The sequence below is a fragment of the Rhodospirillales bacterium genome (assembly GCA_016699855.1).
Lineage (GTDB): Bacteria > Pseudomonadota > Alphaproteobacteria > Reyranellales > Reyranellaceae.
Window position 1 is genome coordinate 2,435,529 of record CP064988.1, and the last position, 24,513, is coordinate 2,460,041.

Genomic DNA, 24,513 nt, shown 5'->3' on the forward strand with positions numbered 1-24,513 from the left:
GACCGCGTGATGATGGCGGCATGACCGACAAACCGACCGTCACCTACGAGATCCGCGGCGCCGTCGCCGTGGTCACGATCGACCGCCACGAGGCGCGCAACGCCGTCGGCCACGCCACGCGGGTCGAGCTGGCCGACGCCTTCCGCCGCTTCGACGCCGACGACGACGCCAGCGTCGCGGTGCTGACCGGCGCCGGGGGCACGTTCTGCGCCGGCTTCGACCTGAAGGCCACGGCGCAGGGCAAGCGCGGCCACCGCCGGCCCGACGGCGACGGCCCGATGGGCCCGACCCGGATGAAGCTCTCGAAACCCGTGATCGCGGCGATCGAAGGCCACGCCGTCGCTGGCGGGCTCGAGCTGGCCCTGTGGTGCGACCTGCGCGTGGCGGCGCGCGACGCGACCCTGGGCGTCTATTGCCGCCGCTTCGGCGTGCCGCTGCTCGATCTCGGCACCATCCGCCTGCCGCGGCTGATCGGCCATAGCCGGGCGATGGACCTGATCCTCACCGGCCGGGGCGTATCCGGCGTCGAAGCGGAGCGCATCGGGCTGGTGAACCGGCTGGTCGAGCCCGGCGAAGCGTTGGCCGCGGCGGTCGCTCTGGCGGAGGAGTTGGCGAAGCTGCCGCAGACGGCGATGCGCGGCGACCGGCTGTCGGCGATCGAGCAATGGGATCTCGGCTGGGAGGCCGCCACGCTCAACGAGTTCAGGCTCGGATTGAAGGCGGTCGAGTCCGGCGAGTCGGAGGCGGGCGCGCGGCGCTTCGCCTCGGGCGTGGGTCGGCACGGCGTGAAGGCGGATTGACGGGAGACGCGACATGGATGGCCTGATGGACGACCGCGCCGTGGCGCGCCGGGTGCTCGAGCACATCGATCGCGGCACCACCGATCTCGGCGCCGAGGTCTGGCGCGAGCCGGTCGACAATTACCGCTCGCCCGAGCGGCTGGCCGGCGAGATCGAGCGCGTCATGCGACGCTTCCCGACGCCGTTCTGTCCGTCGGCGTCGCTGCCGGAGGCGGGCTCGTACGTCGCCCGCGAGGCGGCCGGCACGCCGATCGTCGCGGTGCGCGGCGAGGACGGCGAGGTGCGCGCCTTCCGCAACGCCTGCCGCCACCGCGGCATGCAGGTGGCGACCGGGACGGGCTGCTCGCGCACGCTGGTCTGCCGCTACCACGGCTGGGTCTACCGGCTTGACGGCCGCTTGAGCCATCTGCCGGGCGAGGACGGCTTCCCCGGCTTCGACAAGGAGGCCCACGGGCTGGTGCCGGTGGGCGCCGTCGAGCGCGGCGGCGTCGTGTGGGTGACGCAGGACCCCGGGCCGGCCGGCGTCGCGCCCGCCGACGACGTGCCGGCGCTGCTGCCCGGCGGCTGGACGATCTTCAGCGTCGTCGAGCGCGAGATGGAGGCGAACTGGAAGCTGGTGATGGAGGGCTTCATAGAGGGCTACCACATCCGCGCCACGCACAAGGACACGTTCTACCCCTACGGCTTCGACAATCTGAACGTGATCGAGACGTTCGGCCGCAACAGCCGCGTCACCTACCCGTTCCGCCGCATCCGCAAGCTCGCCGATGTGCCGGACACGGAGCGCCGCGTCGACGGGCTGCTGACCTACGTCTACCAGCTCTTCCCCAACGCCATGGTCGCGGCGCTGTCGCGCCACGCCAAGCTGGTGGTGCTCGAGCCGGTGGGCGTGGCGCGCACGCGCATGGTGACGTGGACGCTGGGCGATCCGGCGGTGGCGGAGGAGGTGAAGCGCGACGCCGCCTTCGTCGACCAGACCGGCGGCGCCGAGGACCGCGAGGTGGTGCAGGCGATCCAGCGCGCGCTGGGCAGCGGCGCCAACGACGTCTTCACCTTCGGGAAGTTCGAGAGCGCGGTGGCGCATTTCCACCGCACGTTGGGCGAGGCGCTCGCCGCGGCGTAGCCGCGCCACGGGACCGCCGCATACCCGCTCCGCGGAGTGGCGGCACGGCTTTCTCGCGACGCCCGCCCGCCCTACTCTGCGCGCCTGCCGCCGCGCGCACGGGACACGCGCGCGGGGCGTGGAGGGGGACGCGGCATGGCCAAGGATCTATTCGACTTCACCGGCAAGACGGCGCTCATCACCGGCGGCAGCCGCGGCATGGGCCGGCAGATGGCGCTGGCCTTCGCCGAGCGCGGCGCCGACATCGTGATCGCCAGCCGCAAGATGGACGCCTGCGAGAAGGTCGCCGACGAGGTCCGCGCCAAGGGCCGCCGCGCCCTGCCCTACGCCTGCAACGTCATGCGCTGGGCCGAGCTCGACGCGCTGGTCGACGCCGCCTACGCCGCGTTCGGCAGGATCGACATCCTCGTCAACAACGCCGGCAGCTCGCCGATCGCGCCGTCCTCGGTGGAGACCAGCGAGCAGCTGTTCGACCGCGTAGTGTCGCTGAACTTCAAGGGGCCGTTCCGGCTGGCGTCGCTGGTCGGCAGCCGCATGAAGACGGCGGGCGGTGGCTGCATCATCAACGTCAGCAGCGTCGGCGCCCTGCGGCCGCGCCCCGAGATCATCCCCTACGCCGGCGCCAAGGCGGCGCTCAACGCCATGACCATCGGCATGGCGTTCGAGTACGGCCCGACGGTGCGCGTCAACACGATCTCGCCCGGCCGGTTCCTGACCGACATCGCCGACGCCTGGACGGAGGAGCACCGCATGAACAAATCCGCCGCGCTCAAGCGTAGCGGCAAACCGGAGGAGATCGTCACGGCGGCGCTCTACTTCGCCAGCGACGCCTCGTCCTTCACCACCGGCGCCAACCTGCAGGTCGACGGCGGCATCGCGTAGATCACGGCGCCCCGGGCGCGGCGAAGGACCTCGGCGCTTCCCTCAGTCGGGATAGCGCCACGGCTTGGCGGGCTGCGCGGCCTTCTCGTCGATGGTCCATTGCGGGATCGCGAGCCCCGGCGCGACATCGCTGAACACCATGCGCACGCGCGTGCCGATGCCGACCGAGCGCACCATCTCCGGCGGCGCCAGCTTTCCGTCCGGCGTCGCGAGGTTCCCGACGACGCGCAACGCCTCGTCGGCCGTCGGCTTGCCCTTCTGCGCGTCGAGGTCGACCAGCAGGATCAGATACGGCGTGTGCGCCTTGAAGGCCGGCTGGATGGCGTGGTGCACCTCGGAATAGGAATGCACCGCGCCCTTGCCCTCGACCCGAGTCCAGGTCGATTTCGGGCTGGCGCACCACGGGCACGCCGTGGTCGGCGGATAGCGCAGCAGGCCGCAGGAGTCGCAGCGCTGCAGGTGGAAGTCGTGCGCCGCGCAATGCTTGAAGTACTCGAGGTTCTCGACGTCGAGATCGTTGATCTCGAGCGGCATGCCGAGATAGGTCGCGTTGATCGCCATGATGCGTCCCTCCCTCAACCGCGCCGCATGACCATGGCCGAGCCCGTGCCCGGCATGGCCCAGCCGAGATTGGCCGACACCTCGACATCCTTCACCTGGCGGCAGCCGCCGGGCCTGTAGTCGTAGGTGTGCTGGCGCTTGCCGTCCGGCCCGACGGGACATGAATCGTCGACGTCGTGGCGCAGCTGGCGGACGTTCTCGATCACCATGTTGAGGCCGTGCGTGTAGCCCTCGCAGAGATGGCCGCCGCTGGTGTTGTTGGGACGCCTTCCGCCCAGCCGCATCGTGCCGTCGCTGACGTAGTGGCCGCCCTCGCCCTTCTTGCAGAACCCGTAGTCCTCGAGCTGCAGCATCGTGGTGAAGGTGAAGGCGTCGTACGAGCCGGTGATGTCCACGTCCTCGGGGCCGACGCCGGCGTTCGGCCACAGGATCTCCTTGCCGTAGTGGCCGGCCACCGTCGAGATCGGGCCGTGCTGGTAGTGCATGTCCATGCGCGGCTTGTTGCAGCGCCCGACCACGCCCCGGATCAGCGCCGGCGTGTGGCGGCAGTCCTTGGCGCGGTCGGCGCGGGTGACGATCAGCGCGGTGCCGTTGTCGGTCTCGACGCAGCAGTCCAGCAGGTGCAGCGGCTTGCAGATGTAACGGCTCTTGAGCACGTCCTCGACCGTGACGCGCTCCTTGTAGAACGCCTTCGGGTTGTTGCCGGCGTGCTCGCTGTGGATCGCCTTGACGGCGGCGACCTGAGCCGGCGTCGTGCCGTAGTCGTGCATGTGGCGCATGAACGTGAGGCTGAACATCTGCCCGGCGCTCTGCCAGCCGTAGGCGCGGCCGTGCAGCATGTCGCCGCTGACCGGCGCGGCGGCGCGCGCGCCGGTGCCGCCGATGCGGACCTGCGAGAAGCCGTTCATGGCGCGGAAGATCACCACCGTCTTGCACATGCCGGCCTCGATCACGCCCATCGCCATGCCGACCAGCGCCTCGGTCGATGAGCCGCCGCCGAACACGTCCATGTAGAAGTTCAGGCGGATGCCGAGGTCGCCGGCGATCATCGGCGAGAAGGTCGAGTCGCCGGACTGGTAGGACAGCATACCGTCGATGTCCGACGGCTTCAGGCCCGCGTCCTCGATCGCGTTGCGCACCGCCCAGCTGCCGAGCGCGCGCGTGGTCTTGCCGGAGCCGCGCGTGTAGGTCGTCTCGCCGACTCCGACGATGGCGTACTTGTCGCGCAGATGCTTCGGCGTGCTGGTGTCGACATCCGCGGGCAGCGGCATGGGCGGATCCTCCATCGTGGTTCCGGCCTCCCGGGTCTGGCGCCCGGCACGGCCTCGTCGAAGGTCGCCCGCCGCCCACGCCCACGCAATCGCGCGCCGCGCCCGTCAGACCGTCGCCGGACGCGTGGCTCGGCCGGCACCGGGGAGGCTGGCCGCCGCCGCGAACCGTGCTAGGCTTGACTGTCGCGCGCCCGTCCCGAAGGCGCGGCGCGTCCAGGGAGGTCGCCATGGTCATCGTGCAGATCAACTACCGCCGTCCCGACATGCCCAAGGCCGAGTGGGAGGCGCGCTACACCGACGATCTCGCCAGGCAGTTCCTCGCGGTCGCCGGCCTGCAATGGAAGATCTGGCTCGACGACGAGGACGAGCGGCGTTGCGGCGGCATCTACCTGTTCGCCGACCGCAAATCGGCCGAGGCCTACGCCGCCGGCCCGATCGTGGCGCGCATGAAGGCCAACACCGCGCTGTCGGACCTCACGGTCCGCGTCTTCGACGTGCGCGCGCATGAGCGAGATCACCCACGCGCCGGTGCCCAGCCTGCGGATGGCGGCCGAGTAGCCGGTCCGGTCGACGCGCGCCGCCGCCGGGCGGCGCGCTACTTCGCGGTCTCGACGAAGCTCGGCCGCGCCGAGACGCGGGCGAAATAGGCCGCCAGCGCCGGCGACGCCGCCAGCAGCTCCTTGCCCTCGGGAAAGTTCCCGGCGGCGGCGAGGATCGGCGCCAGGAAGCAATCCGCCAAGGTGAACGCCGCGCCGCCGAGATGGCCCGGCGCGACGGCGGCGTCGAGCACGCGGAACATCTTCGGCATGCGCTTGACCGCCTTGTCGATCTCGGTCCGCACGACGTTGCCGTCCTTGTCCTTGTTGAAGGCGTACTCGACCACGTAGCGGCGCATCAGCAACTGGTCGACCGAGGTGGCGACGAACGCCGTCCACTGGTTGACCGGCGCGGCCGCGCGCGGGTCGGCCGGGGTCAGGCGCGGACCGGGGAACGCGTCCTCGATGTATCGCGCGATGGCCAGCGACTCGAACAGCTCGAGCCCGTCGTGGCGCATCACCGGGATCTGGCCGATCGGATGGATCGCCTTGACAGCGTCGGAATGCGGCGGCTCGGGCGCGTACTCGTAGGGCACTCCCCTCTCGTGGCACAGCATGCGGATGGCGCGCACGAAGTTGGAGCGCGGGAAGCCGATGATCTGGAGCGGCATGTCGGACCTGGACCGGGAGCGGGGAATGGATGCGGCGGCGACCACCCTTACGGGCACGGCCGGCCGGACGCAACCACGGCGCTATTGCGGCCAGACCGTCCGCACCGGATCGCTTCCGTCCCAGCCACGCGCCGCGGCCGCGATGGCCGCGAACTGCCGCGCGCGCGTCGGCGTCAGCTCGGCGATCTCCATGACGGTGCCCGGCAGGATCCCGGTCTCGAAATAGGCGAACGGGCCGCGCGCGGTGGCGCCGGACTGGCCGATCCGATGGCCGGCCGCCAGCGCCGCCGCGACGACGCCGTCGTAGTCCTCCGGCCACGTGCTGACATGCTGCAAGCCCTCCTGCCCGTCGGCGAGGAAGTCGCGGTACATCGACGGCGCGTCGTTGCGCTGCTGGATCAGCTCGATCTGGACGTCGCCGGAATTCGCCAGCGCCACCGACATGGCGACGTCCGACGGCGCGCCCTTGTAGCGGAAGTCGACCACCGGCAGCCGCTCGACGTAGAACCACGGGCCGACGCCGAGGACATCCGTCCAGTGGCGCAACGCCGCGTCGATGTCGCGCACGACGTAGCCGAGCTGGCGGATGTCGCCGAAGAGACGGCTCATGGTTTCCTCCTGGTCGCGCGGCGCGTTCGCCGTCAGGCGAGGCGGTAGACCCGTTCGGGCTCGACCCGCCCCTTGACCTGCTCCTCGCCGATGAAGACGGGCTCGACGCCGATCGAGGCGGGATCCTGCAGCGCCGCGATGGTGTCGCCGCTGGCCAGCACGATGACCTCCTCGTCGTCGCGCATGTGGCTCTTGCCGAGCTGCTCGAAGCGGTTGGCGACGTTCACCGTGTCGCCGACGACGGTGTAGTTCATGCGCTCCGGCGCGCCGATGTTGCCGATGATCACCGGTCCGGAATGGAGGCCGACGCGCAGGCGGATCGGCGCCATGCCCCGCTCGCGGCGCTCGGCGTTGTCGATCCTCACGATGCGGGCGATCTCGATGGCGGCGCGGCAGGCGGCGTCGGCGTGGTCCGGCATGCGCTTGATGCCGCCCCACACCGCCATGACCGCGTCGCCGATGTACTTGTCGACCACGCCCTGCTCGCGTTCGATCGCGGCGCCGAGCAGCGCGAAATGCTGGTTCAACATGTCGGCGGTGCCGTGCTCGTCCATGCTCTCGGCCTGCGGCGTGAAGCCGACGATGTCCGTGAACATCACCGTCACGTCGCGGCGCTTGGAGACGAGGATGCCCTCGCCCTCCTCCATCAGGCGCCGCACCAGCCGGCGCGGCACGTAGGCGCCGAACCATTTCAGCGCCGAGCGCGCCTTCTCGAGCGTCTCGCCGGCCTCGGCGATCTCCTTCAGGCGCGACGGCGGCGCGTGCGGGCCCTCGAACTCGAACCGCTCGATCGCCTCGGCGGCGGCGCCCAGCCGGCGGATGTCGCGCGCCATGCGCACGCCCATGACCGCCGCCAGCAGCAGCGCGGCGGCCAGAACCGCGATGCCGGCCCAGACGCCCTGCATCAGGCGCTGCACCTCGCGCGTCGCGTCCTCGAGCGGGAAGTAGCGGCCGACCAGCCAGCGGTCCGGCCCGTAGCCGTCGAGCCCGCGGAACACGAACACCCAGCGCCTTCCCTGGACCTCGACGACGTGCCCGAGGCCGCCGAGCGCGCTGTCGAACGCCCGGTTGCGCACCGGCGTCGTCCAGATCGCCGCCATGACGGGGGTCCCCGACCTCGTCGATGCGCGGCAGCGGCCGCGCCTCGGTGCGGATGAACGTCCCGCCGGCCGTCAATCCACGATGGGCCAGAACCCGCTCGCGCGCGACGAGGATGAAATTGGCGTCGCCGCCGCCGCCCTCCGCGTCGGTGACCATGCGCGAGAAGTCGCCGACCGTGACCGTCGCCACCAGGCCGCCGAGGAAGGTGCCGTCCTCGCGCAGGATCGGCGTGCGCACGTTCACCACGGGCTGGCGCTGGACCGGGTTCCACAACAGCTCGCCCCAGTACGTCGCCGGCGCTTTGCGCAGGTCGTTGAAGCGCTCGACCGCGCCGGGGACGCCCGCCAGGGGCGCGCTGTCGCGCCGCAGCTTTCCGCTCGACGTGCCGCGCTGCAGCCTGTGCAGCGTGCCGTCGCCCCCCCCGAACCCCGCGCCCGAGATCTGCGGCATATGCTCGACCATGCTGGCGAGCGCGTCCATGATCTGGCCGGGGTCTCCGGTGTCGAGCCGGCCGCGGCCCGCCAGCGCGGCGACGAACTCAAGCTGCCGCGCCACCGGATCGAGGCGGCCGCGCACGAACTCGATCTCCGCCTCGACCATGCGCCGGTTGCGGTCCAGCAGAAGCGACTGCGTGGTGTCGGCGGCGCCGAGGACGGTGATCGTGAAGGCGCCGGCGGCGATCACGGCCACGGCGAGGAAGCCGACCGCCAGCGCCGTCACGATGCGCACGCGCACCCGCACGGCGCGCGCCAGCGGCGCCGGCACCGCCACCGGCGCGTCGGCGCCGGTCGAGGCCGGCGCGACCGTCAGCGATCCGGGCCGCGATCCATCCACCTGTCGGTCTCCTCCGGCCGCTCCGGCCGCCGCGTCCGCGCGCGCCGGCCATCCAAGGTCAGATATGGCGCGTCCACCGGCGCCCGTCGAGGCCGCGCCGGCCGGCGCCGCGTCAGGCGTGCGAGAACATCGGCTTGCCGGCGACCGGCATCTCGGCGCGCAGGATCGTGCCGGAACCAAACCGCGGACTGGCCCGCGACACCACGCAGTAGAGCGACCGCGGGTCGGCGACGCCGAAGGCGATGTTGGTGCAGAAGATGTCGTCGCCGGCGTCGACGACATGGGTCGGCCGGCCGACGGCGTCGAACCGCCATACCGACGTGCCGATGTGGCAGACGACCAGGCCGCCCTCGGCGTCGAGCGCCATGCCGTCCGGGCCGCCATGGCCGCCCGACATCTGGATGAACAATCCGACCTTGCTGACGTGGCCGTCGGCCATCAGCGGCAGGCGCCACACGCAGTTGCCGCGGGTGACCGCGACGTAGAGCGCGTTCTCGCGGTGGTTCATGACCAGCCCGTTGGGGCTCGGCACGGTGTCCACCAGCTTGTCGAGCCGGCCGTCGGCGGCGTGCCGGTAGACCCGTCCGGTCGGATCGTGCAGGCCGGTCTGGCCCTGGTCGGTGAAGTACAGATCGCCGTTGGCGGCGAAGAACAGGTCGTTGACGCCCTTGAAGCTCTCCGACCGCGCGGTCTCGATCAGCGGCGTCACCTCGCCGGTCGCCGGATCGAGCAGGACGATGCCGCGCTTGTAGTCGGTGATGAAGACGCGGCCGTCCTTGTGGATCTTCAGTCCGTTTGGCCAGCCGTCGTACTCCGTGACCAGCGTCCAGTCGCCGGCCGGCGAGACGCGGAACACGCGGCCGAACGGGATGTCGGTGACGTAGAGGTTGCCGGCACGGTCGAAGCTCGGACCCTCGAGGAAGCAGTCCAGCTCCATCCCGGCGGCGTTGACGTCGCCCCACGCCGTGCGGCGCGGCTTGCGGAAGCGCTCCGGCAGGCGCGTGAAGACGCTGGCGGCGACGGGCTGGGGCGGCGCGTACATCGGGATCTCCGGCGGGCGTTGACACGCGAGTCTCGCACGCGCCGCGCGTGGGCGCCAAGCGGTGCTGCCGCCGCCAGACAGTGGCGTGGTTGACGCGGGCCGCCGATCCGAGCCAGCGTCTCCCCATGCCTGCGGACCCGCCGCTGAACATCCACGCCACCTGCGTCGCGGTGACGACCGCCGACGGCTGGCGCGCGGCCCTGCTGCGCGGCCCCTCCGGCGCCGGGAAATCCGACGTCGCCTTGCGCATGATCGACGCCGGCGCGCGCCTCGTCTCCGACGACCGGGTCGATCTGCAGGCCGTCCACGGCATCCTGCGCGCCAGCCCTCCGGCCGCGCTGGCGGGCCTGGTCGAGGCCCGCGGCGCGGGCATTCTGCGGCTGCCGGTCGACGCGGCGCTCGAGAGCGCCGCGGTCGCGCTGCTGGTCGATCTCGTGCCCGCCGACCGGGTCGAGCGGATGCCGGAGCCACACGTCGAGACGCTGCTGGGAATCGCCATTCCGGCGCTGCGGCTGGCGGCGTTCGAGGCCTCGACGCCGGCCAAGATTCGCCTTGCCCTGCGCGGCGCGCGGGTCTCATGATTTGACCGTGCCATCCGTGAGGACATCGTCGAAGGTCGCGCGACGCAAGCCAGCGCGCGCCTCGGCGCGCGCCGCGCCGTCGCCGCGGCGGCGCGTCGTGCTGATCACCGGCCTATCCGGGGCCGGCCGCGCCACGTCGCTGCGCGCGCTGGAGGACGCCGGCTACGTCGCGGTCGACAATCTCCCGCTGGCGATGGTCGACGCCCTGCTGCGGCCGGCCGGGGACAGCGACGACGACGGCGAACCCGACGACTATCCGCTGGCCATCGGCGTCGATGTGCGCACCCGCGGTTTCGACGTCCGACGCGTGGTCGCGCGTATCCGCGCGCTGCGAGCGCGCGCAGATCTCGATGCCCGCCTGCTGTTCCTCGATTGCGACAACGACGTGCTGCTGCGGCGCTACACCGAGACGCGCCGGCGGCATCCGCTCGCCGCCGACCGGCCGGTGCTGGATGGCATCGTCGACGAGCGCCGCGTGCTTCGCTCGCTGCGCGACCACGCTGATTCGACGATCGACACCTCGCAGCTCGGCCCGCACGAGCTCAAGTCGCTGCTGCTGGGACAGTTCGCCACCGCCGCCGCCGCCGCCATGCGCGTGGCCGTGACGTCGTTCTCGTACCGCCGTGGCTTGCCGCGCGAGGCAGATCTAGTGTTCGATGCGCGGTTTCTACGCAATCCCTATTGGTCGACCGCGCTGCGCGGGCTGGACGGCCGGAACGCGACAGTGCGCCGCTACGTCGTCGCCGACCGCGACTACAAGCGGTTTTTCGGCGGCATCCTGTCGCTGCTATCGGCGCTCTTGCCCCGCTTCGAGCGGGAGGGCAAGAGTTACCTGACCGTGGCGGTCGGCTGCACCGGCGGCCGGCACCGTTCGGTGGTGGTGGCGGAGCAGCTCGCCGACCGGCTGCGCCGGCTCGACCGGCCGGTGGCGCTGACGCATCGCGATATCGATACGACGCCCGGCGCGCCCGTCGCCGCCGCGCCAGATGAGAAGAAGACGAGGGAGCGTCGATGATCGGCATGGTGCTGGTGACCCACGGCAAGCTCGCGCGCGAGTTCCTCGCCGCGCTGGAGCACGTGGTGGGCAAGCAGTCGCAGACGGCGGCGGTGTGCATCGAGGCGGACGACGACATGGAGAAGCGCCGGGGCGAGATCCTCGAGCGCGTCGCGGAATGCGACTCCGGCAGCGGCGTCGTGGTGCTGACCGACATGTTCGGCGGCACCCCGTCGAACCTGGCGATCTCGATCATGGACCGCGCGGGGTCGAGGTGATCGCCGGCGTCAACCTGCCGATGCTCATCAAGCTGGCCGGGGTGCGCGTCGACCGGCAGCTTCCAGAGGCGGTCGCCGCCTGCCAGGACGCCGGCCGCAAGTACATCACCGTCGCGTCGCGTCTGCTGACGCGCGACGCCGGCTGACGGCGGACAGATGTCCGACGCCCCCGCCCGCGCGCTGAGGATCGCCAACAAGCGCGGCCTGCACGCCCGCGCCGCCGCCAAGTTCGTGCGCACGGCGGCGCAGTTCGACGCCGCGGTGCGCGTCGCGCACGGCGGACAGGAGGTGTCCGGCCTGTCGATCATGGGGCTGATGATGCTGGCCGCGGGCATCGGCAGCGAGATCGCGGTGTCGGCCTCCGGCCGGCAGGCCGCCGAGGTGGTCGAGGCGCTCGCCGCCCTGGTCGATGGCAAGTTCGGCGAGGACTGAACCGGCGCGCCGCGCCCGCGAGACTGGGAATCCGCCATGCCGTTGACGATCGCCACCTGGAACATCAACTCCGTGCGCCTGCGCATCGGCAACGTCGAGCGCCTGCTGCGCGAGGAGCGGCCGGACGTGCTGTGCCTGCAGGAGACGAAGTGCCCGGACGACCAGTTCCCGCACGCCGCCTTCGAGGCCGCCGGCTATCCGCACCGCGTCGTTCACGGCATGAAGGGCTACAACGGCGTCGCCATCGTCAGCCGCGTGCCCTTCAGCGCCAGCGCGATCCACCACCGTGTCGGCCGCGACGATTGCCGCCACGTGCGCGCCTGGCTCGACATCGGCGGCGATCCGGTGGCGCTCGACAACCTCTACATCCCTGCCGGCGGCGACGTCCCCGACCCCGACGCCAACGACAAGTTCGCCCACAAGCTCGATTTCTACCGCGAGATCGCCGACTGGTTCGTCGACGCCGCGCCCAAGAAGGGCGCGCGCAAGGGCAAGCGCGCCATCGCCGTGGGCGACCTCAACGTCGCGCCGCTGGAGCACGACGTGTGGAGCCACAAGCAGCTGCTCGACGTGGTGTCGCACACGCCGGTCGAGGTCGACCTGTTCGAGCGCATGATGAAGGGCCGCGACTGGGTCGACGTGCCCCGCGTGTTCACGCCCGCCAGCGAGAAGCTCTACACTTGGTGGAGCTACCGCAACCGCGACTGGCGGCTGTCCGACCGCGGCCGGCGGCTCGACCACGTGCTGGCGACGCCGGCGTTGCGGCCGGCGCTGTCCGGCTACCGCGTCGTCAAGGACGCGCGCGACTGGGAGAAGGCCAGCGACCACGTCCCGTTGCTGGCGACGTTCCAGCTCTGAGGACGCGGCCGTCGCGTCACCTGCACTCGCGCAGGACCTTGTCGGTGACGGTCCAGCGCATGTTGGTGCGGAAGTGGACACCCTCGATGACGCATTCCTGGCCGGTGTGCGTCACGATCTTGAGGTCGAACGTGTCCTTCTCCAGGCCGTTGAGCCTGAAGCTCGCGCCCGGTGCCACGATGTCGTCGCGGCTCGACCCCAGCTGATCGGGGCCCCAGCCCTTATCGCCGGCCCACGCCACGAAGAGGTGCTCGATCGTCACGCTCGACTCGTTGACGAGCTCGAGCGTACGCGCCAGCAGCGCGGCCGGGAACAGGACGGCGAGCATGGCGGCGGTGGCGAGGGGCTTTCTCATGGACGGCTCCGGAGCTGTGGTGGTCGATTCGCAGACGTCGCCGGCGGCGGTGCGCGCGCCCCAACGTCGACGCACCCCTCCAGACAAGCATCGACGCTAACGCATTTTTCGTGTCGTTGGAATCGCGGGTGGCGGGCCGGCCGCGCGGACGCTCCGGCGCTCGCGCGCGAGCACGGCGGCCGGATCGTGGCGCGGCAGCGGATCGCGCCGCCAGCGTCCGGCGGCGGCGTCGTGGGTGAAATACGAGAGCTGGTGCCGCACGAAGGCGTCGACCGCGGGATCGGCGCCGTGCAGCCGGTGGAACCGGGCGCAGTTGCGCACCCAAGATCCGAAATCGGCGTCGCCGCCGCGCAACGAGGTCTCGAACGGATCGCGCAACGCGCCGCCGTCGACATGCAGGGTCGGCGCGCGGGGCGCGGCCACCGGCCGCAGACCGTCGCGGAGGGCGCGGTAGGCGAACTCGACGTCCTCCAGGCCCCAGCCGGAGAACGCCGCGTCGAAGCGCGCCGCCGCGGCCGCCGCGCGTGGCAATGATAGATTGCAACTGAAGGCGTGCGCCCAGGGATGGGGCGAAGCCGCCAATCCTTCGCCGTCGGGGCCGATCTCCACGGCGCGGCTGTCCTGCGGATAGGCGCGGATCCGGTCCACCGAGGCCGGCGGCCGGTCGAACGCGTCGGCGCGGTGCCGCGGGCCGACAACGAGGGCGGGACCGGCGGCGTCGCGGTGCGCGCGCCGGTGGGCGTCGAGGAAATCCGGCGCCACCAGCTGGTCGTCATCGAGGAACAGCACCAGGTCGCCCTTGGCGGCGTCGATGCCCAGGTTGCGCGCCGCGCCGGCGCGGAACCCCTCGTCCGGCTGGAACAGGTAGCGCAGCCGCAGGCGGCGTCCGAACAGCGCCGCCACCTCGCGCGTGCCGTCGGTGGAGCCGTCGTCGCACACCAGCACCTCGAAGGACGACGGCGCCGGCTGCTCCTCGAGACAGCGCAGCAGCGCCGCCAGCCGCGCGGCGCGGTTGTAGGTCGGCACCACGACGGAGACGCGCGCGCGGCGCGCCGCGCGCCGGGACGGTGGCGGCATCGCGCTCAGCCGCCGGGCGCCGCCAGCAGCGCCCAGCGCTTCTCGAGCTCGCCGGCCAGCGTGCTGGCCTCGCGCCGGACGCTGTGGCTGATGCCGCAGACGCGGTTGCAGCCGCGCATCGCCGCGCGCACGTCGCCGGCGCCGTACCAGAAGCGGCGCAGGTCGCCGGGCGCCTCCAGCCGCTCGCCGCGGTAGACGCCGGAGAAGCACAGCCGCGCGAAGCCGTACTGGTCGACCATGATGTTGCGCTCGTAAGTGTCGCAGATGTGCTCCTCGGTGGCGGCGCCGGCGCGCCATCCGCGGTCGAGGTCGCGCGCCCGGGCCAGGGAGCGGAAGTACATGCCGACCTGCCCCAGCCACACGGGGTTGAGCCCGAGCCCGAAGCGCTCGTCGCAGCGCGCGATGACCGCGACGACGCCGTCGGGATCGACGCCGTGGCGGTCCCGGAAGAAGGCGTCGACCTCGCCGTCCTCGCCGAACGACGGCTGCAGGAAGTTGAGCTTCAGCTTGTCGGCGCCGAGATCGTTGAGGACGAAGTCGTAGAAAACCTCGAGATCGCGCCAGTTCTCGTCGAAGATCAGCCCCATGACGTAGATCCGCGTGGTCGATCCCGGGGCCTTGCGCCGCGCCTCCAGCAGCAGGCGCAGCGCGCGCACGGCCTTGTCGAACGCGCCTTTCACGCCGCGGGTGCGGTCGTGGACCTCGGGATCGTGGCTGTTGAGCGAGATCGAGATCTCGTGCGGCCCCTCGGCGATCATGCGCTCCGCCGTCGCGGCCGAGCGGATGCGCGTGCCGTTGACCACCGAGATGCCCTTCAGCCCCAGCCGCCGGCACTCGCGCGCCATGAAGAAGTACTCCTCGAGGTCGAGCATCGGCTCGCCGCCGCAGATCACCACCCCGCCGCGCGGGTTGAGCTGGGCGAACTCCTCGAAGATCTCGCGCTGGCGGGCGGCCGACAGGTAGTTGGCGCGGTCCTTGTCGTCGCGCCTCCAGAACGCGCAGTGGCCGCAGCGCAGGTTGCAGCGCTGGTTGGCCTGCACGAACAGGAAGCGCGGCGGACCGGCCCAGGCGCCGCAGCCGCCGGTCGCCGGCGCGGCGGCGACCGGCGTCGCGACCGCTGGCGCTTGGAGCGGCGCGGCGGCGGGCAGGCGCGGCCGTCGTGTAGCGCGGGGCGTGGCGGCGCGCGCCGTCATTGCCGCGCCATCTCGGCGTTGCCGACCGCCTCGCCGTCCAGCGCCTGGTCGTCGTCCATCACCACGTCGACGCGGCGCAGCAGGCCGGTGAACTCGAACGGCGCCGCGTAGTCGCCCACCGGGCTGCCGCGGTCGCGGCCGATGTCGAGGCCCGACCACGAGATGAAGCTGTGGAAGCCCCACGGGCTCTCGGCCGATCCGGCGGCCTGCCCGTCGATCAGCAGCGTGGCCACGCGCTTGCCCTGGACGATCCGCAAGCGCACCCCCAGCTTCCGGTCGCCCGGCGGGATGGGCCGGTCCGACACCGCCGTGACGTGGACCCCGCCGACGTTCATATCGTGCACCAGACGGCCTTCGCGCACGAACAGGCTGTAGCCGCAGGTGGCGTCGCCATGGGCGATCAGCACGCCTTCGGTGCCGGCCTCGACGCGCGCGTCGGCCTCGATCCGGTAGGCGCGGCTGCGCACGTCCGGCGCGACGTCGGTCGGGATGTGGCCCATGCCGGCGTGGAACGCGAAGCGCGTGCGCTTGCCGTGGTAGCGCGTGGCGTTCTCGGCGAAACGCGGCGCGAAGCGGTCGTCGAGCGGCAGCACCTGGCAGGCCTCGGCCTGCCGCCACCACTCCTCGACCAGCGCCGCCAGACGCGCCGGCTCCTTCGCCGCCAGGTCGTCGGTCTCGGCGAAATCGCGGTCGAGATGGAACAGCTCCCACTTGTCGTCCTCGAACGGCGTGCCCGGGGCGTGGAACGCCACCGCCTTCCAGCCGTCGCGCCACAGCCCGCGGTGGCCGAACATCTCGAAATACTGCGGCCGCTTGCGCGCCGGCGCGGCCGGGTCGGTCAGGCTCGCGGCGAAGCTCTCGCCCTCCAGCGGCATCTGCGGCACGCCCGCGATCTCGGCCGGCGGCGCTAAATCGAGCAGATCGAGGATCGTCGGCGTCAGGTCGGTGGCGTGGCGGAAGCCGTGGCGCAGCGCGCCGCGGTCGGCGATGGCGCGCGGCCACGACACCACCAGCGGATCGCGGATTCCGCCCCCATGGGTGTTCTGCTTGTAGCGCCGCAGCGGCGTGTTGGCGGCCATCGCCCAGCCGAGCGGGAAGTTGGAGTGCGTGTCGGGCCCGCCGATGTCGTCGATGCGGCGGATCTTCTCCTCCATCGGCTCGGGCTTGAGGTTGTACGGGCCCATCGCGTTGACCATGCCGAACGGCCCGCCCTCCTGGCTGGCGCCGTTGTCCGACAGCACGAGGATCAGCGTGTCGTCGCGCAATCCCGCCGATTCGAGGAAGCCGACGAGGCGCGCGATGTGGCGGTCGGCGTGGTCGAGCATGGCGGCGTAGGCCGCCTGCAGGCGCGTGAACAGGCGGCGCTCGTCGGCGCCGTGCTCGGCCCACGCCTGCACCCGGTCGTTGCGCGGCGGCAGCTTGGTGCCCGGGGGCACGATTCCCATCTCGATCTGCCGCGCCAGCCGGCGCTCGCGCTCGGCGTCCCAGCCGCCGGCGAACACGCCGTCGTAGTGGCGGATCAGGTCGGCCGGCGCCTGGTGCGGCGCGTGGCAGGCGCCGAAGCCCAGCCACAGCAGCCACGGCGCGTCCGGCTTGTCGGCCGTGTGGTCGGCGATGTAGCGGATGGACTGGTCGACCAGGTCGGCGGTCAGATGGTAGCCGTCGGCGAAGGTCCCCGGCGGATCGACCGGCGTGTTGTCGCGCACCAGCTCCGGCGCGTACTGGTCGGTCTCGGCGTCCATGAAGCCGTAGTAGCGGTCGAAGCCGCGGCCCAGCGGCCAGCCGTCGAACGGCCCGGCCGGGCCGGTCTCGGTCAGCGGCGTGACGTGCCACTTGCCGACCATGTAGTTGCGGTAGCCGTGCGGGCGCAGCATCTCGGCCAGCGTGCCGGCCTCGCGCGCGATCTTGCCGCGGTAGCCGGGGAAGCCGCTGTCGAAATTGGCGAGGCAGCCGACGCCGACCGAATGGTGGTTGCGTCCCGTCAGCAGCGCCGAGCGCGTCGTCGAGCACATCGCCGTGGTGTGGAAGCCGGTGTAGCGCAGCCCCTCCGCCGCCAGACGGTCGATGGTCGGCGTCGCGATCGGCGAGCCGTAGCAGCCGAAATCCGAGAAGCCGACGTCGTCGAACAACACCACGAGGATGTTCGGCGCGCGCCCCGGCCGCTTCGCCTCCTGCGGCCACCACGCGACCGAATCGCGGATGGTCCTGCCGATCTTGCCGCCGAACTTCGCGCCCGATGCCGACATTCCCAACTCCTCCGATCGCGCGCCGTCACGAGGCGCGGCTGAAATCCGGCGCCCGCTTCTCCATGAACGCGCGCACCGCCTCGGCCAGCTCGGGCGAACGCAGCCGTTCGGCGAACACCGCCGCCTCGGCCGCCATGCGCGCCACGACCGGCTCGTCGCCGCGGTTCATCAGCGCCTTGGTGGCGCGCACCGCGCCCGGCGCCCGCGCCGCGAGCGCGCGGGCGCGCGCCATCGCCTCGCCGCGCAGCGCGCCGTCGTCGAACACCGCGCCGACCAGCCCGGCGGCCTCCGCCTCGACCGCCGTCAACCGCGCGCCCAGCAGGAATAGTTCGGCGGCCTTCGGGCGCCCGATGGCGCGCGGCAGCAGCAGCGACGACGCCGCCTCCGGCACCAGCGCCAGGTTCACGAACGGCGCGGAGAACACCGCCGAGCGCGCCGCGTAGACCAGGTCGCAATGCAGCAGCATGGTCGTGCCGACGCCGACCGCGAGGCCGTTGACGGCGGCGACCAGCGGCTTGCGCGCGCCGGCGATCGCCTCGAGGAAGCGGAACACCGGCGCCTCGCGGTCGACCGGCGGCGAGGCCGCGAAATCGCCGAGGTCGTTGCCGGCCGTGAAGGCGTCGCCGGCGCCGGTGATCATCACGACGCGGACAGCGGGATCGTCCTCGGCCGCGCGCAGGGCCGCGTCGAGGCCGGCGTACATGGCGTGGGTGAGCGCATTCTTCTTCTCGGGACGATCCATCGTCAGGACCATCACGCCGGCGTCGATCGACACCGAGACGTTGGCTGGGGTTGTCATGGCGGCGCTCCGGCGGGCGGGGACGGGATCGAACCGCGGCCGGCCGGCCCGGTCAATCGCCGGCGGACCCGCCGGTCCGGCCTCCGGAACGGGCCACGCCGGGCCGGCCGGGACTTGATTCGCGGGTCGTCATGACCACATCAACCGTGCGGAGGCGCCTTCGGGGCCTTCGTTGGACCATTCGCTCGATGGAGGGAGGTCTTCGTGACTCGCGTCTCGCTGTTCAATTCGCCGTTCCTGCTCGGGTTCGACCAGTTCGAACGCTCGCTCGACCGCATGTCCAAAGCGGCGTCGGACGGTTATCCGCCCTACAATATCGAGCGGATCGGCGAGAACGGTCTGCGCATCACGCTCGCGGTCGCCGGCTTCGCGTCCGACGACCTCGCCGTCGAGGTGGTCGAGAACCAGCTCAACGTGCGCGGCAGGCAAAAGGACGAACCGGAACGCGTCTACCTCCACCGCGGCATCGCCGCGCGGCAGTTCCAGCGCGCCTTCATGCTGGCCGACGGCATAGAGATCGTCGGCGCGAAGCTCGACAACGGGCTTCTCGCAATCGATCTCGCGCGGCCGGCCGTCGAACCGAAGGTGAAGACCATCCGCATCGAGACCGGCGCCAGAGACAAGGCGCGCGGCAAGACGATCGACGTCGCGGGCTGACCCGCGGCGTCCAGCGGCAGGAGGTAGAAATGTTGGAACAGTCCCCCCTCAAGACGCTCACGTCGGCGGAGTTCGCGGCGTTCGGCGCCGACCAGATCGCGTATCTGCGTCCGATCACGCTGCCCGACGGCAAGCACGCCATCGGCGTGTTCGCGGCCGACGGACGGCCGCTGGCGGGCGCGACCTCGATCGAGATCGCGCAGACCATCGTGCGTCAGAACGACATGGAGCCGGCGCTCGTCCACTAGGAACGGGCGGAGGGAAACGAGCGTCAGGCCGCCTGTGGCGGCCTGACGGGATCGATCAGCAGCGCGTAGACCGCGTCGGCGCGGTCGGTGGCGCGGATCTTCTCGACCAGGGCGCGGTCGCGCAGCGCGCGCGACACCCGCGACAGCGCCTTGAGGTGGTCCGCGCCGGCCGAATCCGGCGCCAACAGCATGAACACCAGATCCACCGGACGCTGGTCGATGGCCTCGAAGTCGATCGGCGTGACCAGGCGCGCGAACACCCCGTGGAGGCGGTCGAGGCCCGCGAGCTTGCCGTGCGGGATGGCGATGCCGCCGCCCAGACCGGTCGATCCCAGCCGCTCGCGCTCGAGCAACACGTCGAAGATCGCCCTCTCGTTGCGGCCCGTGATCTCGGCGGCGCGCAGCGCCAGTTCGTGCAGCGCCTGCTTCTTCGTGCCGGCGCGCATATCGGCGATCACCGAGCGGGGGCCGAGGAGATCGTTGAGTTCCATGGGCGGGCGGTTTTCCGTCGTTGGTCGGGCGTGGGACGTCCGGGGCGGTTCGTCTTTCAGCCGTCGCGGCCGTTCTGCGGGTCGACCCAGCCGATGTTTCCGTCGGCGCGCCGGTAGACCATGTTGAACAGGCCGTTGCCGCGGTTGCGGAACATGAGGGCCGGCAGCTGTCCGAGGTCGAGACGGGTCACCGCCTCGCCGACCGTCAGCGTCTGCACCGACGTCGTCATCTCCGCGATCACCAGGGCGTCGTGGCCCGACTCGCCCTCGGCGGCGTCGTCGGCGGCCTCGATACGCTCGATCGCCAGCACCGCGGAGCGCGCCTCGATCTCCTCGCTCTGCCGGGCGGCGCTGGCGCGGTGGTCGCGCAGCCGGCGCTTGTGCCGGCGCAACCGCTTGGCGACGTTCTCGCAGGCCGCGTCGAACGCCAGATAGGGGTCGTTCGCCAGCGAATGGCCGTGCGCCAGGATATTGCGCCCGACATGGACGGCGATGTCCGAGCGGAACTGATGGGCGTCGCGCGAGAAGGTGACATCGCCCTCCAGCGCGTCGTCGAAGTACTTGCCGACGGCGGCTTGGAGCGCGTCCACGACGTGGCCGCGCAGCGCCTCGCCGACATCGATCTGTTTGCCGCTAACGGTGAGATTCATTGGTTCCACAAAGGCTTGGAGGCATCGCCCGTCGCGATCCCCGGGTCGCGGAAGCGGCGCACCATATGGACCCCCGCCCATACCCCGTCAAGGCGACGGAGCGATGGTCTTGTTCATGATCCGTGCCAGCCGCCGCGCCGCCGTCGCGTTGCGGAAACCGGCACCACGGTCGCCTCGTCCGAAGCAAACGCCGCGCCACGCCTTTGACGTAGGGAGCGGCGGCGCCGGCCGCAACACCCCCGGCCTGCTCAGGCGCGGAGAACGTCCAAAACGGCGCCGTCGCCGTCCAGCAATCCGCACAGCAACGGGCCGCCGAAGCCGCAGCCGGCGTCGAGCGTCAGCGTGTGCGGCCGCTCGACCACGCCGGGATGCCCCGCCGCCCGGCCGCGCACGACGCGACGGACCGGTCCGTAGGGTTGGAGGATCGTTTCGAACGGCGCCGGGCCACCCCACCAGAACGCGTCGCCCTGGCGCTCGAGCGTCCGCGTGGCGTCGAGCCCGTGGTTGACCAGCAGCACCTTGCGGTCCTCCGTCAGCGCCGCGCGGCGGATCGCCGCCATCGCGTCGGCGTGGCCCGGCCGGGCGCGGACCTCCTGGCGCAGGGTCGAGGTCCAGCGCGCGATCGCCATCGGCCCTTCCCGGCAGGCGCGCGCGCCCTCGTCGAGCGCGTCGGCGCCGCCGTATGTCTCAAGCGTCGCCGCGACGCCGCGATGCGCCATCCAGCGCAGGATGTCGCGCGGCGCCGGCGCGAACTGCAGCTCCGACAGCTTGCTCCACATCTCCTCCTGGGCGCCGCGCAGATAGGCGACGTCGCAGGCGCGCGCGCCGGGCAGCGCCAGGATCTGCCGGCGCAACGCCAGCGCCGCGTCGAGCGCCGCGCCGGAGTCGATGCCCGCCTCGCGCGCCTCGCCGCCGGGTGGTCCGCCAATCACGTCGCCGAGGAACACCAGCGCATCGCCCGCCGCGGCGCGCTCCCCGACCATGCGGCCGAGGGCGCGCAGACGCGCCGCGGCGCCGTGCACGGCGGCCACGGCCCAGATCCGCTTCGGTCGCCGCAACGGGACGAATAGGGGAGCGCCGGTCATCCGGCCGTCAGACTACACGAGACGCCCGTCGGGATTCATCCACCGCCGTCCGGCGGCCGATACCGCCGTCGGATCCCGGCACCGCCGTTCCGCGCCCCCGGCGGCATTCCGAGCGCGGCGAGGGATCCTTCCCGCATCGCACGCCGCCGAAGGATCCTTCGCGGCGCTCGGGATGACGAAGCGGGCCCAGCGTGGCCGGCCTACGCCGCCACCTGGCGCTGGTAGAAAAGCAGGTCGAGCTCCGGCGCGGTGCCGGTCAGGCCGGTGAGGATGGTGTGCGCCTGGCCGCGATGGTGGGTCTGGTGGTTGAACCAGTGCGCCAGCGCCGGCATCAGCGGCTGGACGTACTCGTCCGGCGTGCTGACGCGGCGGTAGCGGATGACGCCGGCCAGCCGCGTATCGTCGAGGCCCGCGACCCAGTCGACGATGCGGCGGTCCTCGTTCTCGCGGGCGGCGCGCAGCTGGTCGAGATTGTCGAACAGGATGGCGTCCAGCCGGTCCGGCGCCGGCCCTTCGCCCGTGAATCGCCGCATCCAGATCAGATCTGTCGCCAGCAGGTGGTTCAGCGTGCCGTGCATCGAGCCGAAGAAGACGCCGCGATCGGCGTGGTACTGCGTCTCGCTAAGAGTCGCCGCCGCCTCGTACAGGCGCCGGTTGGCCCAGGCGTTGTAGCCGGCGAACATCTCGACATGGGCTTTCATCGCGAGACTCCGGGCGACGGTGTGGCGGTGTGGCGGTGTGGCGGTGTGGCGGTGTGGCGGTGTGGCGGTGTGGCGGTGTGGCGGTGTGGCGGTGTGGCGGTGTAGCGGTGTAGCGGTGTAGCGGTGTAGCGACGTTAGCGTCGCGCCCGGCGCTCATGTCGTCAATATTGATTGAATTAATCAATATATTTACGCGGACGATCGGGTCGCGCCAACGAAAACGGGCGGCCTCGCGGCCGCCCGTCTCGGATCTCCCAGGAAACCCGGGCTCAGGCGGCCTGCTTCATCAGCGCGGCGTTGAGCACCAAGGTCAGCTTCTCGGTCGCCTGCTCCTTGTCGATGCGCTCGACGGCGGCGAACTCGCGCGCCAGCCGGTCCAGCGCCGCCTCGTAGATCTGGCGCTCGCTGTACGACTGGTCGGGCTGGCCGGCGTTGCGGTGCAGGTCGCGCACCACCTCGGCGATCGACACCGGGTCGCCGGAGTTGATCTTGGCCTCGTACTCCTGGGCGCGGCGGTTCCACATGGCGCGGCTGATGCGGCCGCGGCCCTTCAGCGTGGTGAGCGCGCTGTCCATGATCTTGCGCGAGCTGAGCTTGCGCAGGCCGGAGAACTTCGCCTTCGCCACCGGCACGCGCAGCGTCATGCGGTCCTGCTCGAACGACATCACGAACACGTCGATGGTGGTGCCGGCGATCTTCATCGCCTCGATGTCGACGACGCGGCCGACGCCGTGCGCCGGGTAGACGACGAAATCGCCCTTGTCGAACACGACATCGACGGCCTTGATCTCCGGCGCCTTGGCGACGACCACCGGCTTGGCGACCTCGACCGGCGCGACGGCCTTCACGGGCGCGGCGGCCTTGGCGGCGGCCGGCTTGGCGACGACGACGGGCGTGGCGACCGCCTTCACGAGGGTCGGCTTGGTGACGGGGGCGCGCGCCGCCGTCTTGTCGGACGCCTTGGCGGCGGCGACTTTGGCGGCGATGGCCTTCACGGCCTGCGTCTTGTCGGTTTTCATGAGGGTTTTCGCTTTCGGTCCGATGGCTTTGACGGCCTTGGCACGGACATCCCGCCGGGGCGGGGTGGCCGTACGGGCCGCCTTGGAAGTCGCGCCCTTGCCCGCGTCGGCCTTGCCCTTGACGGGCTTGCGAGCCGACGCCTTGACCGCCGCGCGCGCCTTCGCCGCGGTCACGCTCTTTTTCGTGGCCATCTTCCGTCCCTCTCAGCACACGGCGCCCGGCGTCGATCCGGCGGCGTCGCCACCGCCCTCCACCTTCCCGATCCTCGGTTCGACCAGCTCGATCGTGTACGGGCGCTTTCCGTCAGGGACAAACATCCCCCGCCGCCGGAGCGGTTATTTTTCGCGCCCGTTGCACTGAGTTGGCCGGCCGGTTGGACCGGGCTGGAGAAGGTCCCCACGGACCATCGTCAAGCCCTTACCTTTTACCACGAAACCGGGAGGGAGTCCCGACGAATGTTGCAAAAAAGCAACGTTCGAGACCGGCCATGCGCGAAAATCCATGCGCACGCCGCAATGGTCCGTCAAATTCGCGGCCCAAACACGCAATCAAAGGCCGATTTGTGCAGAAAAGAGGCGAAATACGGCGTCGGATTTCACCGATTCTGATTGTTAAGTAAGTTTATTTCAACACGCGACAACCGGCACGTCGACTACGCCGAATTGTCGCATCCTCGTGAGAAATCAGCGTTTGGCCGGGTTCGGATTGAACAGTTTGGCGAACTTGTCCGGCAGGCCTTTGAACTCGTCGGCGTCGGCCGGGGCCTCGCCCTTGCGGGTGATGTTCGGCCACAGCGCCGAATACTCGCGGTTCATCTCCAGCCAGCGGGTCTGGTCGCCGTCGGTGTCCGGGCGGATCGCCTCCGGCGGGCATTCCGGCTCGCACACGCCGCAATCGATGCACTCGTCCGGATTGATGACGAGCATGTTCTCGCCCTCGTAGAAGCAGTCGACCGGGCAGACGTCGACGCAATCCATGTACTTGCACTTGATGCAGGCTTCGGTGACGACGTAGGCCATCGATGGCTCCACAAACGCGCCGCGGCGCGGAAATGCTTGAAGGCCGGCGCTCTTACCGCGACGCGCCCACGCGCGCAACAGCCCGCGCCCCGGGCGGCGCCTCAGGCGGCGGTCGCGCCGTCCGACAGGTCCTCGTACAGGGCGCGCGCCTCCGGCGCCGGCCCGCGCCGGACGCCCAGCGCCAGCACTCGCACCACCCGCACCCGGGGCCCCAGCGCGAAGGTCACCACCATGCCCGGCGCGACCAGGGCGTGCGCCTTGTCGACCCGCCTGCCGTCGACGCGGAACGGCGCGCGCTCGACCGCCTTGGTCGCCAGAGCCCGGGATTTGAAGAAGCGGGCGTGCCACAACCACTTGTCGAGACGCAGCGTCGCGGGCCCGTCCATCGCCGGCGAAGGT

General features: G+C 71.3%; 29 protein-coding genes and 1 pseudogene. 12 read left to right on the forward strand and 18 right to left on the reverse strand.

What is annotated here, in order from left to right; all coding sequences use genetic code 11:
- Positions 1-20 precede the first annotated feature (20 nt).
- From IPK81_11435 to IPK81_11445, 3 genes are all read left to right on the forward strand, one after another.
- A complete protein-coding gene (locus IPK81_11435; GenBank protein ID QQS14704.1) occupies positions 21-800 on the forward strand; it encodes a crotonase/enoyl-CoA hydratase family protein in 780 nt (259 codons plus the stop codon).
- A gap of 13 nt (positions 801-813) precedes the next feature.
- Entirely contained in the window at positions 814-1,923 is a 1,110-nt protein-coding gene (locus tag IPK81_11440) for a Rieske 2Fe-2S domain-containing protein (protein QQS14705.1), read from the forward strand.
- Positions 1,924-2,058: 135 nt separating this feature from the next.
- Entirely contained in the window at positions 2,059-2,805 is a 747-nt protein-coding gene (locus IPK81_11445; protein QQS14706.1) for an SDR family oxidoreductase, read from the forward strand.
- A gap of 42 nt (positions 2,806-2,847) precedes the next feature.
- On the opposite strand, the gene IPK81_11450 is transcribed toward IPK81_11445, so the two are convergent.
- Complete coding sequence (locus IPK81_11450) at positions 2,848-3,366, reverse strand: OB-fold domain-containing protein (protein ID QQS14707.1); 519 nt, start codon at positions 3,364-3,366, stop codon at positions 2,848-2,850.
- Between the two features lie 14 nt (positions 3,367-3,380).
- Positions 3,381-4,637: a thiolase gene (locus IPK81_11455; protein ID QQS14708.1), complete on the reverse strand. Its 1,257-nt coding sequence runs from the start codon at positions 4,635-4,637 to the stop codon at positions 3,381-3,383.
- A 227-nt stretch (positions 4,638-4,864) separates the two neighbouring features.
- Between IPK81_11455 and IPK81_11460 the strand changes: the two genes are divergently transcribed.
- Positions 4,865-5,284, forward strand: a complete 420-nt coding sequence (locus tag IPK81_11460) for a YdhR family protein (GenBank protein ID QQS14709.1) — start codon at positions 4,865-4,867, stop codon at positions 5,282-5,284.
- On the opposite strand, the gene IPK81_11465 is transcribed toward IPK81_11460, so the two are convergent.
- The 4 genes from IPK81_11465 to IPK81_11480 all read right to left on the reverse strand — a co-directional run bounded on the left by IPK81_11465 (position 5,233) and on the right by IPK81_11480 (position 9,436).
- On the reverse strand, positions 5,233-5,844 hold the full coding sequence (locus tag IPK81_11465; protein ID QQS14710.1) for a glutathione S-transferase family protein: 612 nt from the start codon (positions 5,842-5,844) through the stop codon (positions 5,233-5,235). The two genes, IPK81_11460 and IPK81_11465, sit on opposite strands and share 52 nt — an antisense overlap.
- A gap of 81 nt (positions 5,845-5,925) precedes the next feature.
- Entirely contained in the window at positions 5,926-6,453 is a 528-nt protein-coding gene (locus IPK81_11470; protein QQS14711.1) for a VOC family protein, read from the reverse strand.
- Between the two features lie 32 nt (positions 6,454-6,485).
- The gene (locus tag IPK81_11475) at positions 6,486-7,553 is read right to left on the reverse strand and encodes an adenylate/guanylate cyclase domain-containing protein (protein ID QQS14712.1); all 1,068 of its coding nucleotides are present in this window, start codon (positions 7,551-7,553) and stop codon (positions 6,486-6,488) included.
- Between the two features lie 947 nt (positions 7,554-8,500).
- Entirely contained in the window at positions 8,501-9,436 is a 936-nt protein-coding gene (locus IPK81_11480; GenBank protein ID QQS15067.1) for an SMP-30/gluconolactonase/LRE family protein, read from the reverse strand.
- A gap of 119 nt (positions 9,437-9,555) precedes the next feature.
- On the opposite strand from IPK81_11480, the gene IPK81_11485 reads away from it, so the two are divergent.
- The 5 genes and pseudogenes from IPK81_11485 (at position 9,556) to IPK81_11505 (ending at position 12,573) form a co-directional block, all read left to right on the forward strand.
- A complete protein-coding gene (locus tag IPK81_11485; GenBank protein QQS14713.1) occupies positions 9,556-10,011 on the forward strand; it encodes an HPr kinase/phosphatase C-terminal domain-containing protein in 456 nt (151 codons plus the stop codon).
- Positions 10,012-10,111: 100 nt separating this feature from the next.
- Entirely contained in the window at positions 10,112-11,026 is a 915-nt protein-coding gene (gene rapZ, locus IPK81_11490; protein ID QQS15068.1) for an RNase adapter RapZ, read from the forward strand.
- Positions 11,023-11,429: pseudogene (locus IPK81_11495) on the forward strand (PTS sugar transporter subunit IIA). The gene rapZ and the pseudogene IPK81_11495 overlap by 4 nt, the downstream one beginning before the upstream one ends.
- Before the next feature lie 10 nt (positions 11,430-11,439).
- Positions 11,440-11,715, forward strand: a complete 276-nt coding sequence (locus tag IPK81_11500) for an HPr family phosphocarrier protein (GenBank protein QQS14714.1) — start codon at positions 11,440-11,442, stop codon at positions 11,713-11,715.
- A 36-nt stretch (positions 11,716-11,751) separates the two neighbouring features.
- Positions 11,752-12,573 carry an exodeoxyribonuclease III gene (locus IPK81_11505; GenBank protein QQS14715.1) on the forward strand — a complete coding sequence of 274 codons (822 nt, stop codon included), beginning with the start codon at positions 11,752-11,754 and terminating at the stop codon, positions 12,571-12,573.
- Between the two features lie 16 nt (positions 12,574-12,589).
- On the opposite strand, the gene IPK81_11510 is transcribed toward IPK81_11505, so the two are convergent.
- The 5 genes from IPK81_11510 to IPK81_11530 form a co-directional block, all read right to left on the reverse strand.
- On the reverse strand, positions 12,590-12,928 hold the full coding sequence (locus IPK81_11510; protein ID QQS14716.1) for a hypothetical protein: 339 nt from the start codon (positions 12,926-12,928) through the stop codon (positions 12,590-12,592).
- Positions 12,929-13,024: 96 nt separating this feature from the next.
- Positions 13,025-14,005, reverse strand: a complete 981-nt coding sequence (locus IPK81_11515; GenBank protein ID QQS14717.1) for a glycosyltransferase family 2 protein — start codon at positions 14,003-14,005, stop codon at positions 13,025-13,027.
- Between the two features lie 5 nt (positions 14,006-14,010).
- On the reverse strand, positions 14,011-15,198 hold the full coding sequence (locus IPK81_11520; GenBank protein ID QQS14718.1) for a radical SAM protein: 1,188 nt from the start codon (positions 15,196-15,198) through the stop codon (positions 14,011-14,013).
- On the reverse strand, positions 15,195-17,444 hold the full coding sequence (locus IPK81_11525) for an arylsulfatase (protein QQS14719.1): 2,250 nt from the start codon (positions 17,442-17,444) through the stop codon (positions 15,195-15,197). Before IPK81_11525 ends, IPK81_11520 begins: the two co-directional genes overlap by 4 nt.
- A 25-nt stretch (positions 17,445-17,469) precedes the next feature.
- Positions 17,470-18,243 carry an enoyl-CoA hydratase gene (locus tag IPK81_11530; protein ID QQS14720.1) on the reverse strand — a complete coding sequence of 258 codons (774 nt, stop codon included), beginning with the start codon at positions 18,241-18,243 and terminating at the stop codon, positions 17,470-17,472.
- 276 nt (positions 18,244-18,519) lie between these two features.
- On the opposite strand from IPK81_11530, the gene IPK81_11535 reads away from it, so the two are divergent.
- Together IPK81_11535 and IPK81_11540 are read left to right on the forward strand one after the other, a co-directional pair.
- The gene (locus IPK81_11535; GenBank protein QQS15069.1) at positions 18,520-18,900 is read left to right on the forward strand and encodes an Hsp20 family protein; all 381 of its coding nucleotides are present in this window, start codon (positions 18,520-18,522) and stop codon (positions 18,898-18,900) included.
- Between the two features lie 32 nt (positions 18,901-18,932).
- The gene (locus IPK81_11540) at positions 18,933-19,148 is read left to right on the forward strand and encodes a hypothetical protein (GenBank protein ID QQS14721.1); all 216 of its coding nucleotides are present in this window, start codon (positions 18,933-18,935) and stop codon (positions 19,146-19,148) included.
- Positions 19,149-19,171: 23 nt separating this feature from the next.
- On the opposite strand, the gene ptsN is transcribed toward IPK81_11540, so the two are convergent.
- From ptsN to IPK81_11565, 5 genes are all read right to left on the reverse strand, one after another.
- Positions 19,172-19,639, reverse strand: a complete 468-nt coding sequence (ptsN, locus tag IPK81_11545; protein ID QQS14722.1) for a PTS IIA-like nitrogen regulatory protein PtsN — start codon at positions 19,637-19,639, stop codon at positions 19,172-19,174.
- Between the two features lie 56 nt (positions 19,640-19,695).
- Positions 19,696-20,289 (reverse strand): ribosome-associated translation inhibitor RaiA, encoded by a 594-nt coding sequence (gene raiA / locus IPK81_11550; GenBank protein QQS14723.1) that lies wholly within the window; start codon positions 20,287-20,289, stop codon positions 19,696-19,698.
- 248 nt (positions 20,290-20,537) lie between these two features.
- Complete coding sequence (locus tag IPK81_11555; protein ID QQS14724.1) at positions 20,538-21,374, reverse strand: hypothetical protein; 837 nt, start codon at positions 21,372-21,374, stop codon at positions 20,538-20,540.
- Between the two features lie 200 nt (positions 21,375-21,574).
- Positions 21,575-22,075, reverse strand: coding sequence for a damage-inducible protein DinB (locus tag IPK81_11560; GenBank protein QQS14725.1), 501 nt, complete (start codon positions 22,073-22,075; stop codon positions 21,575-21,577).
- A gap of 269 nt (positions 22,076-22,344) precedes the next feature.
- On the reverse strand, positions 22,345-23,094 hold the full coding sequence (locus tag IPK81_11565; GenBank protein ID QQS14726.1) for a CarD family transcriptional regulator: 750 nt from the start codon (positions 23,092-23,094) through the stop codon (positions 22,345-22,347).
- 142 nt (positions 23,095-23,236) lie between these two features.
- Between IPK81_11565 and IPK81_11570 the strand changes: the two genes are divergently transcribed.
- Positions 23,237-23,455 carry a hypothetical protein gene (locus IPK81_11570; protein ID QQS14727.1) on the forward strand — a complete coding sequence of 73 codons (219 nt, stop codon included), beginning with the start codon at positions 23,237-23,239 and terminating at the stop codon, positions 23,453-23,455.
- A 323-nt stretch (positions 23,456-23,778) separates the two neighbouring features.
- On the opposite strand, the gene IPK81_11575 is transcribed toward IPK81_11570, so the two are convergent.
- Together IPK81_11575 and IPK81_11580 are read right to left on the reverse strand one after the other, a co-directional pair.
- Positions 23,779-24,114 (reverse strand): ferredoxin family protein, encoded by a 336-nt coding sequence (locus tag IPK81_11575; GenBank protein ID QQS14728.1) that lies wholly within the window; start codon positions 24,112-24,114, stop codon positions 23,779-23,781.
- 101 nt (positions 24,115-24,215) lie between these two features.
- A complete protein-coding gene (locus IPK81_11580; protein QQS14729.1) occupies positions 24,216-24,500 on the reverse strand; it encodes an RNA-binding S4 domain-containing protein in 285 nt (94 codons plus the stop codon).
- Positions 24,501-24,513 lie beyond the last annotated feature (13 nt).